The organism is Amnibacterium setariae, from assembly GCF_003581425.1.
Lineage (GTDB): Bacteria > Actinomycetota > Actinomycetes > Actinomycetales > Microbacteriaceae > Amnibacterium > Amnibacterium setariae.
In genome coordinates this window covers 171,552-189,413 of the sequence record NZ_QXTG01000003.1, presented here as the reverse complement: position 1 = coordinate 189,413, position 17,862 = coordinate 171,552, and the positions used below count along the sequence as shown (strand labels likewise).

The 17,862-nt window shown below is 74.1% G+C and carries 16 protein-coding genes and 1 riboswitch; of the genes, 14 read left to right on the top strand and 2 right to left on the bottom strand.

Going from position 1 to position 17,862, the window contains the following annotated elements; all coding sequences use genetic code 11:
- Window positions 1-14: 14 nt before the first annotated feature.
- From sdhC to D1781_RS16595, 5 genes are all read left to right on the top strand, one after another.
- Window positions 15-443, top strand: coding sequence for a succinate dehydrogenase, cytochrome b556 subunit (gene sdhC, locus D1781_RS16615; protein ID WP_119483625.1), 429 nt, complete (start codon window positions 15-17; stop codon window positions 441-443).
- Window positions 443-883, top strand: coding sequence for a succinate dehydrogenase hydrophobic membrane anchor subunit (locus D1781_RS16610; RefSeq protein ID WP_119483624.1), 441 nt, complete (start codon window positions 443-445; stop codon window positions 881-883). Before sdhC ends, D1781_RS16610 begins: the two co-directional genes overlap by 1 nt.
- A gap of 131 nt (window positions 884-1,014) precedes the next feature.
- Window positions 1,015-2,835 (top strand): succinate dehydrogenase flavoprotein subunit, encoded by a 1,821-nt coding sequence (gene sdhA / locus D1781_RS16605; RefSeq protein WP_119483748.1) that lies wholly within the window; start codon window positions 1,015-1,017, stop codon window positions 2,833-2,835.
- A gap of 38 nt (window positions 2,836-2,873) precedes the next feature.
- Window positions 2,874-3,635 (top strand): succinate dehydrogenase iron-sulfur subunit, encoded by a 762-nt coding sequence (locus D1781_RS16600; RefSeq protein WP_119483747.1) that lies wholly within the window; start codon window positions 2,874-2,876, stop codon window positions 3,633-3,635.
- 192 nt (window positions 3,636-3,827) lie between these two features.
- A complete protein-coding gene (locus tag D1781_RS16595) occupies window positions 3,828-5,732 on the top strand; it encodes a hypothetical protein (protein ID WP_119483623.1) in 1,905 nt (634 codons plus the stop codon).
- 60 nt (window positions 5,733-5,792) lie between these two features.
- Here the strand turns inward: D1781_RS16595 and ptsP are convergent, their stop codons facing one another.
- Window positions 5,793-7,457: a phosphoenolpyruvate--protein phosphotransferase gene (gene ptsP, locus D1781_RS16590; RefSeq protein ID WP_119483622.1), complete on the bottom strand. Its 1,665-nt coding sequence runs from the start codon at window positions 7,455-7,457 to the stop codon at window positions 5,793-5,795.
- 138 nt (window positions 7,458-7,595) lie between these two features.
- Between ptsP and D1781_RS16585 the strand changes: the two genes are divergently transcribed.
- The 4 genes from D1781_RS16585 to D1781_RS16570 all read left to right on the top strand — a co-directional run bounded on the left by D1781_RS16585 (window position 7,596) and on the right by D1781_RS16570 (window position 11,968).
- Window positions 7,596-8,843, top strand: a complete 1,248-nt coding sequence (locus tag D1781_RS16585) for a YihY/virulence factor BrkB family protein (protein ID WP_119483621.1) — start codon at window positions 7,596-7,598, stop codon at window positions 8,841-8,843.
- Window positions 8,844-8,885: 42 nt separating this feature from the next.
- Complete coding sequence (locus D1781_RS16580) at window positions 8,886-9,728, top strand: exodeoxyribonuclease III (protein ID WP_119483620.1); 843 nt, start codon at window positions 8,886-8,888, stop codon at window positions 9,726-9,728.
- A gap of 52 nt (window positions 9,729-9,780) precedes the next feature.
- Entirely contained in the window at window positions 9,781-10,788 is a 1,008-nt protein-coding gene (gene trpS / locus D1781_RS16575; RefSeq protein WP_119483619.1) for a tryptophan--tRNA ligase, read from the top strand.
- Between the two features lie 79 nt (window positions 10,789-10,867).
- Window positions 10,868-11,968, top strand: a complete 1,101-nt coding sequence (locus D1781_RS16570) for an NAD(P)/FAD-dependent oxidoreductase (RefSeq protein WP_119483618.1) — start codon at window positions 10,868-10,870, stop codon at window positions 11,966-11,968.
- 9 nt (window positions 11,969-11,977) lie between these two features.
- On the opposite strand, the gene D1781_RS16565 is transcribed toward D1781_RS16570, so the two are convergent.
- Window positions 11,978-13,138 carry a hypothetical protein gene (locus D1781_RS16565; protein WP_119483617.1) on the bottom strand — a complete coding sequence of 387 codons (1,161 nt, stop codon included), beginning with the start codon at window positions 13,136-13,138 and terminating at the stop codon, window positions 11,978-11,980.
- 140 nt (window positions 13,139-13,278) lie between these two features.
- Here D1781_RS16565 and D1781_RS16560 point away from each other — a divergent pair, with 140 nt between their 5' ends.
- The 5 genes from D1781_RS16560 (at window position 13,279) to ribH (ending at window position 17,856) form a co-directional block, all read left to right on the top strand.
- Complete coding sequence (locus D1781_RS16560) at window positions 13,279-14,211, top strand: alpha/beta fold hydrolase (protein ID WP_233551492.1); 933 nt, start codon at window positions 13,279-13,281, stop codon at window positions 14,209-14,211.
- A 16-nt stretch (window positions 14,212-14,227) separates the two neighbouring features.
- A riboswitch (FMN riboswitch) is annotated at window positions 14,228-14,362 on the top strand.
- Window positions 14,363-14,481: 119 nt separating this feature from the next.
- Window positions 14,482-15,474 (top strand): bifunctional diaminohydroxyphosphoribosylaminopyrimidine deaminase/5-amino-6-(5-phosphoribosylamino)uracil reductase RibD, encoded by a 993-nt coding sequence (gene ribD / locus D1781_RS16555; protein ID WP_119483746.1) that lies wholly within the window; start codon window positions 14,482-14,484, stop codon window positions 15,472-15,474.
- 2 nt (window positions 15,475-15,476) lie between these two features.
- Complete coding sequence (locus D1781_RS16550; protein ID WP_119483615.1) at window positions 15,477-16,112, top strand: riboflavin synthase; 636 nt, start codon at window positions 15,477-15,479, stop codon at window positions 16,110-16,112.
- Entirely contained in the window at window positions 16,112-17,383 is a 1,272-nt protein-coding gene (ribA, locus tag D1781_RS16545; RefSeq protein ID WP_119483745.1) for a GTP cyclohydrolase II, read from the top strand. The genes D1781_RS16550 and ribA overlap by 1 nt, the downstream gene beginning before the upstream one ends.
- Window positions 17,380-17,856 carry a 6,7-dimethyl-8-ribityllumazine synthase gene (gene ribH, locus D1781_RS16540; RefSeq protein ID WP_119483614.1) on the top strand — a complete coding sequence of 159 codons (477 nt, stop codon included), beginning with the start codon at window positions 17,380-17,382 and terminating at the stop codon, window positions 17,854-17,856. Before ribA ends, ribH begins: the two co-directional genes overlap by 4 nt.
- Window positions 17,857-17,862: the final 6 nt, after the last annotated feature.

Genomic DNA, 17,862 nt, shown 5'->3' with positions numbered 1-17,862 from the left:
GGGCTGCTCGAACGATGGTGTCTCTCAAGCCGGCTCCCGCGCCAGGGCGCGTCCCGCTGCCGAAGGCGCCCGCCGGCACGGTGTACCGCGGGCACGAGGGCATGTGGTCGTGGGTGCTCCACCGCATCACCGGCGTCGCGATCTTCTTCTTCCTGCTCGTGCACGTGCTCGACACGGCGCTGGTGCGCATCTCGCCGCAGACCTACAACGGCGTGATCGCGACCTACAAGAACCCGATCATGGGGCTCGGCGAGCTCTTCCTCGTCGCGGCGATCGTGTTCCACGCCTTCAACGGGCTGCGGATCATCCTGATCGACTTCTGGTCGGTGGGCACCCGGCACCAGCGCGCCATGTTCTGGATCGTGATCGCGCTCTGGGTCGTGACGATGGCCGGCTTCGCGCCCCGTCAGCTGATGGTGATCATCTCCGAGGTGGCGTCCTGATGGCCACGACCTTCGACGCGCCCCGCACCTCCGCCCGCCGGGGGAACCTCGAGAAGTGGGGCTGGATCTACATGCGCGCGTCCGGCGTCGTGCTGGTCGTGCTGATCTTCGGGCACCTCTTCATCAACCTCGTCGCGGGCGAGGGCGTGAAGCAGGTCGACTTCGCGTTCATCGCCGGGAAGTGGGCCAGCCCGTTCTGGCAGGTCTGGGACGGCCTGATGCTCTGGCTCGCCCTGATCCACGGCGGCAACGGCATGCGGACGATCACGAACGACTACGTCTCGAACCCGACCGCCAACAAGCTCCTCAAGGGCGCCATCCTCGTGGCGGTCGCCCTCCTCATCGTCCTCGGAACCCTGGTGATCACGACGTTCGACCCCTGCCCGCCCAACGCCGCCCCCGGCACGCTGCCCGACTTCTGCTCGGCGCTCACCCGATGAACGCGAGGATCGAGAACCCGACCGGCCCGATCCGTCGCATCGTCGAGCGGATCACGCACCACGAGGACCGCCCCGACGCGGCCGCGACGGCGACGCCGCGGAAGGCGCCGCGCCGTCGCCCGAGCGAGACCATGGGCTGGACCGACGAGGGCCCGGACGAGCGCGAGATCGACGGGATCCTGTACCACCGGCACGACGTCGTCATCATCGGCGCCGGCGGCGCGGGCATGCGCGCGGCGATCGAGGCCGGCCCGAAGGCGAAGACGGCCGTCATCACGAAGCTCTACCCCACCCGCTCCCACACGGGCGCGGCGCAGGGCGGCATGGCCGCCGCGCTCGCGAACGTGGAGGAGGACAGCTGGGAGTGGCACACCTTCGACACGGTGAAGGGCGGCGACTACCTGGTCGACCAGGACGCCGCCGAGATCCTGGCGAAGGAGGCCATCGACGCGGTCATCGACCTCGAGAACATGGGCCTGCCGTTCAACCGGACGCCCGAGGGGAAGATCGACCAGCGCCGCTTCGGCGGGCACACCGCCGACCACGGCAAGAGCCCCGTGCGCCGGGCCTGCTACGCCGCGGACCGCACCGGCCACATGATCCTGCAGACGCTGTACCAGAACTGCGTCAAGCACGGCATCGACTTCTTCAACGAGTACTACGCGCTCGACCTCGTGATGACGGACGTCGAGGAGGGCGGCCGGATCGTCTCCCGCCCCTCCGGCGTCGTCGCCTACGAGCTCGCGACCGGCCGCATCCACGTGTTCCAGGCGAAGTCGATCGTCTTCGCGACGGGCGGCTTCGGGAAGATCTACAAGACGACCTCGAACGCGCACACGCTGACCGGCGACGGCGTCGGGATCATCTGGCGCAAGGGCCTGCCGCTCGAGGACATGGAGTTCTTCCAGTTCCACCCGACCGGCCTCGCGAAGCTCGGCATCCTGCTCACCGAGGGCGCCCGCGGCGAGGGCGCGATCCTCCGCAACGCGTCCGGCGAGCGGTTCATGGAGCGCTACGCCCCGACGATCAAGGACCTCGCGCCCCGCGACATCGTGTCCCGCTGCATGGTCCAGGAGGTCGCGGAGGGCCGCGGCGCCGGGCCGCTGAAGGACTACGTGCTGCTCGACTGCACGCACCTCGGCGCGGAGGTCCTCGAGACGAAGCTGCCCGACATCACGGAGTTCGCGCGCACCTACCTCGGCGTCGACCCCGTCGTCGAGCCGGTGCCGGTCATGCCGACCGCGCACTACGCGATGGGCGGCATCCCGACGAACGTGAAGGCGGAGGTGCTGTCGGACAACGACACCGTCGTGCCCGGCCTCTACGCCGCCGGCGAGTGCGCGTGCGTGTCCGTCCACGGCTCGAACCGCCTCGGCACGAACTCGCTGCTCGACATCAACGTATTCGGCAAGCGGGCCGGCAACAACGCGGTCGACTACGCCCGCGAGGCGTCGTTCGTGCCGCTGCCGAAGGACCCGGCCGCTTCGGTGCGCGACCTCGTCGAGCAGCTGCGCACGTCGACGGGCACCGAGCGCATCGCCGACCTGCGCAAGGAGCTCCAGGACAACATGGACGCCTCCGCGCAGGTGTTCCGCACCGACGAGTCGCTCGCGAAGGTGACCGAGGTGATCCACGGGCTGCGCGAGCGCTACCGGAACATCGGCATCCAGGACAAGGGCAAGCGGTTCAACACGGACCTGCTCGAGGCGATCGAGCTCGGCTTCCTGCTCGACCTGGCCGAGGTCGTGGTCTTCTCGGCGCGGAACCGCAAGGAGAGCCGGGGCGGCCACATGCGCGACGACTTCCCGAAGCGCGACGACGAGAACTACATGAAGCACACGATGGCGTACCTCACCGGCGACCCGCACTCGTCGGACGCCGCGGACCACATTCAGCTCGACTGGAAGCCCGTCGTCGTGACGCGCTACCAGCCGATGGAGCGGAAGTACTGATGACGATCACTGCTCTCCCCGGCGTCACCGACGCCGTCATGAACCCCGCGATCAAGCGCCGGCCCGCCGAGGGCTTCACGACGATCACGCTGATCGTCCGGCGGTTCGACCCCGAGGTGGACAGCGAGCCGCGCTGGGTCGACTACGACGTGGACACGCTGCCGACGGACCGGATCCTCGACGCGCTGCACAAGATCAAGTGGGAGCAGGACGGGTCGCTGACGTTCCGCCGCTCGTGCGCCCACGGCGTCTGCGGGTCCGACGCGATGCGCATCAACGGCCGCAACCGGCTCGCCTGCAAGACCCTGATCAAGGACCTCGACCCGACGAAGCCGATCTACATCGAGGCGATCAAGGGCCTGCCGCTCGAGAAGGACCTCGTCGTGGACATGGAGCCGTTCTTCGCCTCCTTCCGCGCCGTGCAGCCCTTCCTGCAGTCGCACACCGCGCCGCCGGAGGGCCGCGAGCGCCTCCAGTCCGCCGCGGACCGCGAGCGCTTCGACGACACCACGAAGTGCATCCTCTGCGCCGCGTGCACCTCCTCCTGCCCCGTGTTCTGGACCGACGGCCAGTACTTCGGGCCGGCCGCGATCGTGAACGCGCACCGCTTCATCTTCGACAGCCGCGACGAGGAGGCGGAGGTCCGCCTCGACATCCTCAACGACAAGGAGGGCGTGTGGCGCTGCCGCACGACCTTCAACTGCTCCGAGGCCTGCCCGCGCGGCATCCAGATCACGAAGGCGATCAGCGAGGTCAAGGCGGCGACGATCCGCCGGCCGGACAAGATCAAGATCGCCTGACGTCCGGTCCGGGACGCCGACGGCCGTCCGCCTGCACGAGCAGGCGGACGGCCGTTCCGCTTTCCGCGCCCGGACCGGCCGATCCGGCCGATCGCCGTGTGGCGCGCGGTCCCGGCCGGAGGCCCCTCGTAGCGTGGCGGCGCTGTGAGACGGAGAACTGAGGGCCCCGGGTCGAGGCGGATCCGAGCGGCGGTGACCGCGGGAGCGCTCTGCGCCGTGACGCTGGCGGGGCTGCTCGTGGCCGCGCCCGCCGACGCCGCGACGCCGAAGCCGACCGCGAAGCCGACGCCCTCCCCCACCGCGACCCCGTGGCCGGTCGGGCTCGCGATCCGCGCGCAGGTCGCCGCGGACGGCGGCGTGCTCACGCTGCCCGCGGGCGACGGGCTGCGCGACCGCACGACCGTCCGGATCCTCGCCGCCTCCGGCGGACGCGTCGACGTCGACGCGATCCGCGGGAAGAAGAAGGTGCACCTCGCCACCGGGATCGCCCTCAAGAAGGTGAAGCAGGGCTGGGCGAAGACCGTCGCGGTCGACGTGTCCGACCTGAAGGCCGGCACCTGGCGCCTGCGCTCGCAGCGCTCCGACCTGCACGGCGTCTGGGCCTGGGGCTCCACCTCGATCCGGGTCGGCTCCGGCGCGGCGACGCACGTCGCCGTCCGCCCCGCCGCGCGCACCCTCTACCCCTACCGGGACGGCTCGCTCGACGCCGCGGTCGTCACGGTGGTCGGCCAGGACGAGACGATGACCGTCGTGCCGGTCACCGGCACGGTCCGCATCGACGCCGGCCGCAAGCACGTGACGCGGAAGCTGTCGAGGGCGGGCACGGCGACCCTCCCCGTCACCGCGCTGCCGCTCGGCGCCGCGACCCTCACCACGACGGTCACCGGGCCGGCCGGGAAGAAGGCGGTGCGCCGCACGGCGCTCACCCTCGCGCCCACCGCCGTCGGCGCCCTCCGCGTCGTCCGGTCCGCCGACACCGTGCAGCCCGTGCGCGACGGCCTGCTCGACTCGGTCGTGCTCACCACCTCCGGCACGGCCTCCGGCGGCTCGAAGGCGAAGGTCTCCGGCACCCTGACGATCGCGAAGGGGAAGACGGTCGCCGCGACCTTCCCGGTGAAGGACGGGAAGCCGCACGCCTTCACCTGGAACGGCCGCGTCGGCGGGACCCTCGACGCCGGCGGCACGGTCGTGAGCGGCACCTGGACGGTCACTCTGTCCCTCCGCGGCCCGCAGGGCGTCGTGCGGACGAGGACGACGACGCTGAAGGTCACGAAGGACCACCTCCCGTACGCGGTCCGCGGCATGTTCACGCTCGCCGACGGCAACCAGCAGGGCCTGGCCGTCCGCAACGGCTCCTTCTACGTCGGCTACGACATCGGGAACGACCTCTCCCGGATCGACGTCTACGACGGCACCGGCCTGCGCGTCTCGTCGCTCGGCCCGGTGCCGATCGCGCACGTCGCCGAGCTCGCCTACTCGACGGTGACCGGCATGCTCTACGCGGCGACCGGCGGCGCGCAGACGCCGACGAAGGTGTTCGTGCTCGACCCGACGGACCCGCAGTGGAGCACGCCGACCGACCCGACCCAGGCGATCAGGCGGACCCTCGACTACTCCGGCACCCTCGGGAACAACGCGATGGTGAGCGTCGACGACGCCGGCAACCGCCTGCTGATCTTCTCCGGCGCGTCCGGCGCCTACTCGATCAGCTCCGCCACCCTGCAGGACTCGACGGACCTCGACGACGCCGGGAACCCGAAGGTGCCCGCCGGCACGATCACCGCGACCCGCGGCGTCGCCATCCGCGGCGTGCCGCAGGGCATGGACCTCGTCGGCGGCCAGCTCTGGATCTACACGAGCCTCAAGGGCAAGAACCTCGTCGAGAAGTACGACCTCGACGGCAGCGGCCTCTTCACGACGGCCGCGAGCACCGAGGGCCTCCTCTACTGGGGCGGCGAGGGCGAGGGCATGGCGACCGTGCAGGCGACGGACACCGGGAACGGCCTGCCGGCCTGGATCTTCGTCGGCGCGCACAACCCGGTGAAGGGCGGCCCCAACCTGCTGGGCCAGCTGGTCCCGGTCACCGCCGCCGACTGACCCCGCTTCCGTTCTGAAGGAGTTCCCGGGCCTTCGGCTGAGGAACTCCTTCACAACGGATCAGGCGGAGGCGGGGACCTGCCCCGCGTTCGCGGCCGCCTCGCGGGCGGCCGCGGCGCTCGGCGCGGCGAGCGCCGCGGCGGCGCGCGCCTTCGCCTCGTCGAGCGACACCGTCAGCAGCTCGGCGCGCACGTCGGCGAGCGCCGCCGGCGTCATCGAGAGGCTCTTCGCGCCGAGGCCCACCAGCACGACCGCGAGCGCCGGGTCGGCCGCGGCCTCGCCGCAGATGCCGACGCTCTTGCCGGCCGCGGCGCCCGCCTTCCCGACCTCCGCCACGAGGCGGAGCACCGCCGGGTGCCACGGGTCCTGGAAGGCCGCGACCGTGCCGAGGAGGCGGTCCGCCGCCAGGGTGTACTGCGTCAGGTCGTTCGTGCCGATCGAGACGAAGTCGGCCGACTCGAGGATCTGCGCGGCGAGCAGCGCCGCGGACGGCACCTCGACCATCACGCCCGGGGTCCGGATCCCGAGCTCGCGCGCGAGCGCCGTGAAGTACTCGCTCTCCTCGGGCTCGGACACCATCGGCGCCATCACCCAGAGGTCCGCCTCGGTCTCGGCCGCCGCCTCGGCGAGCGCCGTCAGCTGCTCGCGGAGGATGTCCTCGTGGGTGCGCAGCACCCGCAGGCCGCGCAGGCCGAGCGCCGGGTTCTCCTCCTCGCTGTCGTTGAGGAACGACAGCGGCTTGTCGGCGCCCGCGTCGAGCGCGCGGACCACGACCTTCTTGCCGGGGAAGGCCTTCAGCACGGCGACGTACTGCTCCTTCTGCTGCTGCACGGTCGGCGCCGACTTCGAGTCGAGGAACAGGAACTCGGTGCGGAACAGGCCGACGCCCTCCGCGCCGAGCTCGACCGCCTTCGCCGCGTCCTTCGCGCCGCCGATGTTCGCGAGCAGCTGGACGGTCGTGCCGTCGGCGAGCGCGCCGGGCGTGATGGGCGCGTTCGCGGCCGCGCGGCGCTCCTCGATCAGGCGGAGCGCGGCGTCGACGGCCGACGGCTCGGGGTCGACCTCGACCGTGCCGGCACCGGCGTCGACGATGACCGCGCGCCCGTCCTCGAGCGACTCGGCGCCGCTCACGCCGACGATCGCGGGGATCGACCGGGCGCGGGCGAGGATCGCGGTGTGGGAGGTGGGGCCGCCGTCCCGGGTGATGAGCGCGAGGACCTTGTCGAGGTCGAGCAGCGCGGTGTCGGCCGGCGCGAGGTCCCGGGCGACGAGCACGAACGGCACGTCCGACTCCGGGATGCCCGGGGCAGGAACACCGGTGAGCCGCGCGATGATCCGCTGGGCGACGTCGCCCAGATCGGCGGCGCGCTCGGCCATGTAGCCGCCGAGCCCGACGAGCATCACCTGGAACTCGAGGAACGCCTCGTGCACCGCGCGCTGGCCGGTGCGGCCCTGCTGGATCCGCGCGACGACGTCGTCGACGAGGGTCGGGTCCTCCGCCATGAGCGCCTGCGCCTCGAGCACGTTCTTCGCGTCGCCGCCGGCGCGGGCGCCGCGCTCGGTGAGCTCCGCGGCGACCTGCTGCAGGGCGGTCCGCGTACGCGCGACCTCCGCGTCGCGGTCGGCCGGCGACTCGCCCTCCGGCGGCTCCGGCAGCGGATCGGGCATCCGGCGGACCGGTCCCGTCGCGATCGCCCGTCCCACGCCGATCCCGTTCAACCGCATCGCCCGTCTCCTTCGCCGTGGCCCTGTCGGACAGTCGATCAGTGTAGGACCGGGGTTGTCGAGGACAACCGTGGAGGCCGCCGGAGCGCTCATCCCGCTCCCACCGGATCGGCAGCGCGCGCTCGGTAGCCTCCCGGTGTGAGCGACTCGCGCGACGACCAGGGGGTCCGCGACGACGAGATCCCCGTCCGCGCGTCGGGCGCGCAGCCGGACCCCGAGCAGCGCGCGACCGGCATCGCGGGGCTGATCCAGCGGGTGCTCGCGCTCCGGCCGGTCCGCGTCCTCCTCCACTACAACAGCGACAACGGCCCGCTCATCGCCTCGGGCATGACGTACCAGGCGTTCTTCGCGCTCGCGGGCGCCCTGTGGTTCTCGTTCGCCGTGCTCGGCTTCTCGCTGCAGGGGAACACGGCGCTGCAGGACCAGGTGTTCGGCACGATCAACCGCTTCCTGCCGAACCTGATCGCCTACGGCACGAGCACCACCGGCGCGATCAAGGGCGCCGACCTGCTCTCGGCGAGCGGGCTGTCGCTCTCCAGCGCGCTGTCCCTGCTCATCGTCCTGTACACCGCGGTCGGCTTCCTCGCGACGCTGCGCACCGCCATCCGCATCATGTTCGGCCTGCCCAACGAGGAGGGGAACTTCTTCCTCCTGAAGGCGCGCGACCTGGGCCTCGCGGTCGCCTTCGGCGCCGTCGTGCTGCTCACCGCCGTGATCACGGTCGTGAGCAACGCGGCGCTCGACTTCGTGCTCGGGCTCCTCGGCCTCGGGAACGCGGGCCCCGTGCAGCAGGTGCTGACCGCCGCGGTCGCGCTCGTCGTGCTGGCGGGGATCGAGGCCGTGATGCTGGCGGCCGCGTTCCGGATCCTGTCCGGGATCCCGGTGCCGCGGCGCCGGCTCTGGGCCGGCGCGGCCATCGGCGGCGTCGCCCTCGCCGTGCTGCAGACGCTCGCCTCGAGCCTGCTGCACCTCGGCACGAACAACCCGGTCATCCAGGGCTTCGCGGTGCTGATCGGGCTGTTGGTCTTCTTCAACTTCGCCTGCCAGATCATCCTCGTCGCCGCCGCGTGGGTGGCGGTCGGCATGCTCGACGCCGGCGTCGACGCCTCCTCTCTCTCTCCGGACCAGCGCGAGCAGTCGGAGGCGGAGCGCCTCGAGGACGCGCGGCGCCTGGTCGCCCGCGCGAACCGGCAGGCGCTCGAGGATCGCGTCCGCTCCTCCCGCGGCCTCGCCCGCTGGCGGCTGTCGCGGCAGCTGCAGCGCGAGGTGCGGGCGGAGGCGCGGCGGCGGCAGGAGGTGCCGACGGCGAGCGAGTACCGGGAGGCGCAGCAGCGCACCGGGGACCCGTCGCCCGACGAGCACGAGGTGGAGCGCGCGGACGGGTGACCGGGCCGGAGGACGTCGCCCGGTGCTCCTAGGCTTGGGCCCATGGCGCAGCAGACGGTGAGGGTCGCGACCGTCAATGTCAACGGCGTGCGAGCGGCCTTCCGCAAGGGCATGGGCGCGTGGCTCGAGGACCGCGGCGTCGACGTGCTCGCGCTGCAGGAGGTGCGCGCGGCGACCTCCGACCTCGAGGAGCTGCTCGGCGCCGAGTGGGACGTGCTGCACGACCCCGCCACCGTCAAGGGCCGCGCGGGCGTCGCCATCGCGTCGCGCGGGAAGGCCGAGATCCACCGCGTCACGATCGGCGACGAGGACTTCGACACCGCGGGCCGCTGGCTCGAGGCCGACTACGCGATCGGCGGCGAGATCCTCACCGTCGTCTCCGCGTACGTGCACTCGGGCGAGGCGGGCACGCCGAAGCAGGACGACAAGATGCGCTTCCTCGAGGCGTTCGAGCGGCGGATGCCGGAGCTCACCGCCCACAACCCGCTCTCCCTGATCGTCGGCGACCTGAACGTCGCGCACCGCAGCCTCGACATCAAGAACTGGAAGGGGAACCTGAAGAACAGCGGGTTCCTCCCCGAGGAGCGCGCCTTCTGGGACCGGTTCGTCGGCGCGGAGGACGCGGCCGACTACAACGCGGGCGGCGGGCTCGGCTGGGTCGACGTCGGCCGCCGCGCCGCCGGCGAGGTGCAGGGGCCGTACACGTGGTGGTCCTGGCGGGGCCAGACCTTCGCCAACGACGCCGGCTGGCGCATCGACTACCACCTCGCCTCGCCCGCGCTGGCGGAGCGGGTCGAGCAGGTCGCCGTGGACCGCGCGGCGACCCGGGACGAGCGATGGTCCGACCACACCCCCGTGGTCGTGGACTACCGCATCGGCGCCTGAGCCGCCCTCCCCTCCCCCTCCTTCTCCTCCCTCCTCCTCTCGAAGGACCGCCATGAGCGCCAAGCCCCGCATCTTCTCCGGCATCCAGCCCTCCGCCGACTCCCTCCACATCGGCAACTACATCGGCGCCATCCAGCAGTGGAAGGGGATGCAGGACGACTTCGACGCGATCTTCTGCATCGTCGACCTGCACGCGATCACCGTGCCCCAGGACCCCGCGGGCCTCCGCGACGCGACCCGGACGCTCGCGGTGCAGTACATCGCCGCCGGGATCGACCCCGAGCGGTCGACGATGTTCGTGCAGTCGCAGGTGCCCGCGCACGCGCAGCTCGCCTGGGTGCTGAACACGATCACCGGGTTCGGCGAGGCCGGCCGGATGACCCAGTTCAAGGACAAGTCGGCCCGGCAGGGCGCGGACGCCGCGAGCGTCGGGCTGTTCACCTACCCGATCCTCATGGCGGCGGACATCCTGCTGTACGACACGGAGCAGGTGCCGGTCGGCGACGACCAGAAGCAGCACGTCGAGCTCGCGCGGGACCTCGCGCAGCGGTTCAACTCCCGGTTCGGGGAGACGTTCGTCGTGCCGAAGCCGCGGATCCAGCAGGAGACCGCCCGGATCTACGACCTGCAGACCCCGACGGCGAAGATGAGCAAGTCGGCGGCGACGGACTCCGGCATCGTCTGGATGCTCGACGAGCCGACGAAGGTCGCCAAGAAGATCCGCTCCGCCGTGACCGACACGGGCCGCGAGGTGCGGTTCGACCGGGAGGAGAAGCCGGGCGTCTCCAACCTGCTCGCCATCCTCTCCGCGGTCCGCGGCACCACGATCCCCGCGCTCGAGGCCGAGTACGAGGGCCGCGGCTACGGCGACTTCAAGCGCGACGTCGCCGACGCGGTCGTGGCGGAGTTCGCGCCGATCCGCGAGCGCACCCTCGAGCTGCAGGCGGACCCGGCGGAGGTCGACCGGATCCTGCAGCGCAGCGCCGAGCGCGCGAACGCGCTGGCCTCGGCGAAGCTCGCGGCCGTGCACGAGCGCGTCGGCCTCTACCCCTCCCTGTGACCGCCGCCCGGTCCCGGCGCCCCGGCGTCGGGACCGGGCGCGAAACCGCTGCGCAACACGCGCGCGATAGGACTGCGGCATGCGCATCACGGCCGACATCGCGATCATCGGCGGCGGCATCGCGGGGCTCTCGCTCGCGGCCGCGATCGGCGGCCGGGCGTCGGTGGTGGTGATCGAGGCGGAGCCGGAGCTCTTCCACCACACCTCCAGCCGCTCCGCGCAGCAGATGCAGCCGACCTACGGCCCCGCGCCGGTCCGCGCGCTCACGGCGGCCTCGATCCCGATGGTGGAGGCGCGCGCCGACGCCGCCGGCCGCCGGATCTACGTCGATCGCCCGCTGCTGTGGCTGCACTACGACCCGGCGCCGGAGCGCTTCCAGCACCTGCTCGCGACCGTGCCCGGCCTCACCGCGATCGGGGCGGACGAGGCGGTGCGCCTGCTCCCCGCGCTCCATCGCGCGCCGCTCGTCGACGCGGCGGTCGACCTGTCGGCCGTCGAGGTCGACGTGCCGGTGCTGCTCGGCTGGTACGGCGACGACGCCGTCGCCGCGGGCACCCGGATCGTCGCCGGCTCGCGGGTCGCGCGGGCGGAGCGGGTCGGCGGGTCGTGGCGCCTGACCGCCGGCGACGAGGTCGTGGAGGCGCCGCTCGTCGTCGACGCCGCCGGGGCGTGGGTGGACGCCGTGGCAGGGCTGTTCGGGGTGCGCCCCCGCGGTCTCGTGCCGAAGCGGCGCACCGTCGCCGTCGCCCCCGCGGCACGACCGGTCGATCCTCGCTGGCCGATGGCGGCGGACGTCGCCGACCGCTTCTACTTCCGGCCGCGCGGCGAGGCGGTGCTCGCCTCCGCCCTCGAGGACGTCGTCAGCGAGCCGGAGGACGCCCGCCCGCTGCCCGAGGTCGTCGCCACCGTGCTGGAGCGGGTGGACGCGGTGACGGACCTCGGCCTCGGCGCCCCGATCACGACGTGGACGGGGCTGCGCACCCTCTCCCCCGACACGGTGCCGGTCGTCGGGTTCGACGACGAGGTGCCGGGCTTCTTCTGGCTGGCGGGGCAGGGCGGGTACGGGATCCAGACGTCCGCGGCGCTCGCGCAGGTCGCCGCCGGCCTGCTGCTCGGCGCCGACCACGGCCTCGACGGGCTGGCCGACGTGCCGGCGCAGCTCACGCCGAGCCGCTTCTGACGGGACGCGTCAGACGAGCGCGCGGTACCGGAACGTGAGCACGAACCGGTGCAGCGCGATCGAGGTGGCGTCGCCCACGCCGACGAAGACCGACGCGGAGGCCGGGTTCCCGGACCAGCGGATCGTCTTCCCGGTCGTCGTGCCCCGCGCCGCGGTGCGGGTCGTGTGCCCGGAGCCGACGCCGTAGGCGAGGGTGGCGCGGCCGTCGAGCCTCGACGCCTGCACGGCGACCCGCAGCTCGGGCCGGCCGAGGGCCGTCGCGGCGCGCACCGCCTTCGGCACCGACACGCTGCCGCCGACGACGGCGGCGTAGGGCGCGCCGTCGACGGCCGTGCCGGTGCGGCAGAGGACGTCGTCGATCAGGGAGCCGCACTGGCCCGCGTCGCCGGTGCCGTCGTAGGACTGCCAGCGGGTGAGGACCGCGGCGGCGGTCCGGGTCGTGGTCGCCGTGCGGGTGACGAGCCGCTTCGGGCTGACGACGACCGAGGATCGCACGGTCCTCGCCGCGCCCTGGGGGCCGCGGGCGGCGACGGTCAGCGTGTAGCGGCCGGGCTGCACGCCGCGGCTCGTCCTGCCGTTCCAGGTCAGCCGGTTGTCGCCGGCGTGCAGCGTCCAGGACTTCGCGGTGCGGCCCGCTCGGGCGAGCCTCGCGGTGCCGGTGACGCGGGCCGACCTCGGACCAGCGACGGTCGGCCGCACGGTGAAGACGACGGCGTCGCGGTAGCCGTCCCGCACGGGGTAGACGGTGGGCAGCGAGCGCCGGACGCTGAGGCCGGTGATCGCGGCGACCAGCCGCTGCACCCGGAAGGTCGCGGCGGCCGACGCGCCGTCGGTCGTGGTGACGGTCGCCGTCCAGTCCCCCGCTGCGAGCGCGGTGGTGGGCACGCGCACGACCGTGGCGCCCGCGGGCAGCGCCACGGCGTCTGCGACGACGATCGGGGCGTCCCCGGCGCGCTGCACGGCGACGGACGCGGTCGCAGCGGCCGCGGCGGCGATCGTGAGCGACTCGGTGTCGAGCCAGCCGTCGCCGATCGGCAGCGAGACGACCGGGGCCGTCGCGGAGACGACGACCTGCGCGGCGTCGGCCTGCGCGGGGACGGCCGCCCCGACGACGAGGACGGCGGCGGCGACGGAGCCGGCGAGGAGCTGCGGGAGGCGGGTGGCGGGCATGGGCTCTTCCGACGACGGCGCGGGTTCACCGGGCGATGATGGGCAGTTCACAACTGTCGCCCAGGGACCCCCGGGCGGCCAGCCCCCGTGCGAGTGCCGGGCCGACCGAGCGCCGGCGCCGGCCGCTGCGAACCCCTCCCGTGGACGCGGGCGACGAGGACGAGGCGGCGCTCGGGCTGCGTCGGATCGTCGCGGAGACCCCGGTCGGGCCCGTCGTCGCGCGGGTCGGCGGTCCCGCCGCAGGACCGGCGACCGTCCTCGTGCACGGCGCCGCCGGCTCCTGGCGGGGCTGGCTGCCGCTGCTGCGGACCGCGGCCCGGCGGGGCCGCCCGCTCCTCGGCGTCGTCGCGGTCGACCTGTCCGGCTGGGGCGAGAGCCCCGACCCGTCGCGCCCGCTCGACCTCGCGGGCGCGGCGGAGGCCGTCGGTGCCGTCGCACGGGCCGCGGGAGCGGAGCGCTGGATCGTCGTCGGACACTCCCTCGGCGGGCTGGTGGCGCTCGCCGTGGCGGACCGCGAGCCCGCCCGCACCGCGGGCGTCCTCCTCGTGTCGCCGACCGGGCCCGCGGTGCTCGCCGCGATCCGCCGTCCCCTCGTCGGCGGCGCGCGGCTCCCCTGGTTCGCCGGCATGCTGCTCGCCATGCGGGTGCTCACCGCCCTGCCGGGCGGCGGCCGTCCGCTGCTGCGCGCGCTCGGTCGCGCGGGAACGCTCGGCGCGCTCGCGGCGCCGCTCTTCGCGGACCGCCGCGCGGTCGACCGGTCGGTGCTCGAGGCGTTCGGCGACGAGACGCGGCCCGCGGCGTTCGCCGCCGCGGCGCGTGCGGCCGCGGGGCTGGACCTCGCCCGCCTGTCGATCGTCTGCCCCGTCCGGTCGGTGCGCGGGACGCGCGACGTGTTCGTGGGCCGGCGTGACGCGGCGGCGTTCGCCCGCTTCCCCGGGTTCGCCGAGCGGGTCGTCCCGGGCGCCGGGCACTTCGCGCTCGCCGAGCGGCCGGAGGCGGTGCTCGCCGAGCTCGACGACCTGCGACGTCTCGGGGCGTCGCATCCATGCGGACGCATGGGCCGCCGGGCTTAGACTTCCCCGCAAGCAACACGTGCTCCGGGGTCGGTGGAAGTCCGAACCGGCGGTCAGAGTCCGCGAACCCGCATCGCCCGCGAGGGCGGCGCGGGCCGATCCGGTGGAATTCCGGAACCGACAGTCACAGTCTGGATGGGAGAAGCACGAGGGCCGTCCCGCCTGCCGGGACGCCCAGCGGCGCCGTTCCGCGACCCCGGGAGCACCCGACGAGGGAAGGAACGCGTGGGTCCCGCTGCGGTCGACACGGACGTGCACGTCGTGCACGCGATGCGCCGCGCCCTCGAGCTCGCGGAGCGCGGCCCGGCCGGCGGTCCCAACCCGCGCGTGGGCTGCGTGCTGCTCGGCCCGGGCGGCGAGCCGATCGCGGAGGGCTGGCACCGGGGCGCCGGGACGCCGCACGCGGAGGCCGACGCGCTCGCGAGGGCGCCGCTCGGCGCCGCCGCGGGCGGCACGGCGGTCGTCACCCTCGAGCCCTGCGACCACAGGGGCCGGACCGGCCCCTGCTCGGTCGCCCTCCTCGACGCCGGCGTGCGGCGGGTCGTGTACGCGCAGGCCGACCCGAACCCGCTCGCGGCGGGCGGTGCCGAGCGGCTCCGCGCCGGGGGCGTCGAGGTCGTGGCCGGCCTGCTGTCGGACGAGGCCGCCGCGCTGAACGAGCGGTGGACCGCCGCGCTGCGGCTCGGGCGCCCGTGGGTGACCGCGAAGTGGGCGTCGAGCCTCGACGGCCGCGTCGCCGCGCAGGACGGGTCGAGCCGATGGATCACCGGGCCCGCCGCGCGCGCGGACGTGCACCGGCGGCGGGCCGAGCACGGCGCGATCGTCGTCGGCACCGGCACGGTCCTGGCGGACGACCCCGCGCTGACCGCCCGCGACGGCGACGCGCTCCTCCCCGCGCAGCCGCGGCCCGTCGTGGTCGGGCTCCGCGACGTCCCCGCGGAGGCGGCCCTGCACGGGCACCCCGAGCCCGTGCTCGCCGTGCGCACCCGCGACCCGCACGAGGCGGTCGCGGCGATCGCGGGGACCGGTGCGACGAGCGCCTTCCTCGAGGGCGGCCCGACGCTGGTGTCGGCGTTCCTCGCTGCGGGCCTCGTCGACGAGGTCCTCGTCTACCTGGCGCCGACGCTGCTCGGCGGCGACCGGCTCGCCACCGCCGATCTCGGCGTGCGGACGATCGCCGGGCAGCGGCGGCTCGCGATCCGCGACGTCGTGCGCCTGGGCGACGACCTGCTCGTCGTCGCCCGACCCGTGGAGGAGGACTGACCGTGTTCACCGGCATCATCGAGGAGCTCGGCCGCATCACCGGCTGGACCCGCACGGAGGACGGCGGCGCCCGGCTCGTCATCGACGCGCCCCGCGTGACCGAGGACGCCCGGCACGGCGACTCGATCGCGGTCAGCGGCGTCTGCCTGACGGTCGTCGACCTCGCCGACGGCCGCTTCATCGCCGACGTGATGGGGCAGACCCTCGCGGTCAGCGCGATCGCCGACCTCGGCGAGGGCGACCGGGTCAACCTGGAGCGCGCCGCGAAGGTGGGCGACCGGCTCGGCGGCCACATCGTCCAGGGGCACGTCGACGGCGTGGGCGCGGTGCTCGCGGTGCGCGACGAGGGCTCCTGGCGGGTCCTCCGGATCTCGCTCCCGGACGACCTCGCCCCGCTCGTCGTCGACAAGGGGTCGATCGCCGTGGCCGGCACCTCGTTGACGGTGTCCGCCGTCGGCGAGGACGCGGGCCACTGGTTCGAGGTGAGCCTGATCCCCGAGACCCTGGCCGCGACCACGCTCGGCGGCCTCGCCCCGGGTGCCCGCGTGAACCTGGAGACCGACGTGCTCGCCCGGCACGTCGCCCGCATGCTGTCGTTCCCGCGCGCCGCCGTGGCCGCGGAGGAAGGGGTGGCGTGATGCCGCTCGCACCGGTGGAGGAGGTCCTCGCGGCGCTCCGCGAGGGCCGCGTCGTGATCGTGGCCGACGACGAGGAGCGCGAGAACGAGGGCGACGCGGTCGTGTCCGCCGCGCTCGCGACGCCCGAGACGATCGCGTGGGTCGTGAACCACTCGTCGGGGTTCATCTGCGCCCCGATGACGAACGCGATCGCGGACCGGCTCGATCTGCCGCTCATGGTGCGGGAGAACCAGGATCCGCGCGGCACCGCCTACACGGTGAGCGTCGACGCGACCGACCGGCTGTCGACCGGCATCAGCGCCGCCGACCGCGCCCACACCCTCAACGTGCTCGCCGACCTGGACTCGACGCCGGCCCTCGTGAGCCGGCCCGGTCACGTGCTGCCGCTGCGCGCCGTGGACGGCGGCGTCCGCCAGCGCGGCGGCCACACGGAGGCCGCGGTCGACCTGATGAAGCTCGCCGGCCTCGCGCCCGTGGCCGCCATCGCGGAGATCTCGTCGCCCGACGGCACCATGACCCGGCTGCCGGGGCTGCTCGAGCTCGGCGAGCGGGAGGGCGTGCCGGTGACGACGGTCGCCGCGATCCGCGCGCACCTCGACGAGCACCCCGCGGAGTGCGACGCCGCCGCGATCACCGTGCCGCCGCCCGCGCCGCGCGTGCGGTTCGAGGTCGAGACGAACCTGCGGACCGTCCACGGCGTCTTCCGCACCCGCGCCTACCGCGACCTGCTCACGGGCGACGAGCACGTCGCGCTCGTCGCGGACGGCGAGGGCTCGCGGCCGCCGGTCGTGCGCGTCCACTCCGAGTGCCTCACCGGGGAGGCGTTCGGCTCGGCGCAGTGCGAGTGCGGCCCCCAGCTCGAGACCGCGCTGCAGCGCGTGCAGCAGGAGGGCGGCGCCGTCGTCTACCTGCGCGGGCAGGAGGGGCGCGGCATCGGGCTCATCGACAAGCTCCGCGCCTACCGGCTGCAGGAGGACGGGTTCGACACCCTCGACGCGAACCTCGCGCTCGGCCTCCCGGTGGACGCCCGCGAGTACGGCGCCGCGGCCGCGATCCTGGCGGACCTCGGCTTCGACGGGATCCGGCTGCTCACGAACAACCCGGACAAGATCGCGCAGCTCGAGGCGCACGGGGTGCGGATCGCGGCGCGGGAGCCCCTCGTGGTCGGCGTCGGCGCGGCGAACGAGCGGTACCTCGAGACCAAGCGGGACCGCATGGGACACCTGATCGACCGCCCGCACGCGGTCGACACCGAACGGAGGGCCGGATGAGCGGAGCAGGGCGGCAGAGCGGGGAGCCGATCGACGGGAGCGGCCTGACCGTCGCGATCGTGCACGGCACGTGGCACCCGGTGATCGCGGACGGGCTGCTGGAGGGCGCACGCCGCACGATCGCCGCTGCGGGCGCGACCGCGGTCGAGCACCCGGTGCCCGGCAGCTTCGAGCTGCCGGTCGTCGCGAAGGCGGCGCTCGAGGCCGGGGCGGACGCCGCGGTGGCGCTCGGCGTGATCATCCGGGGCGGCACCCCGCACTTCGAGTACGTCTCGAGCGCCGCGACCGACGGGCTGACGCGGGTCGCGCTCGACACGGGCAAGCCCGTCGGGTTCGGCGTGCTCACGCTCGACGACGAGGAGCAGGGCCTCGACCGAGCCGGGCTGCCCGACTCCCGCGAGGACAAGGGCGCCGAGGCCGCGGAGGCCGCGCTGCGCACCGCGCTCGCCCTGCGAGCGATCCGCGGGGCCTGAGCCGAG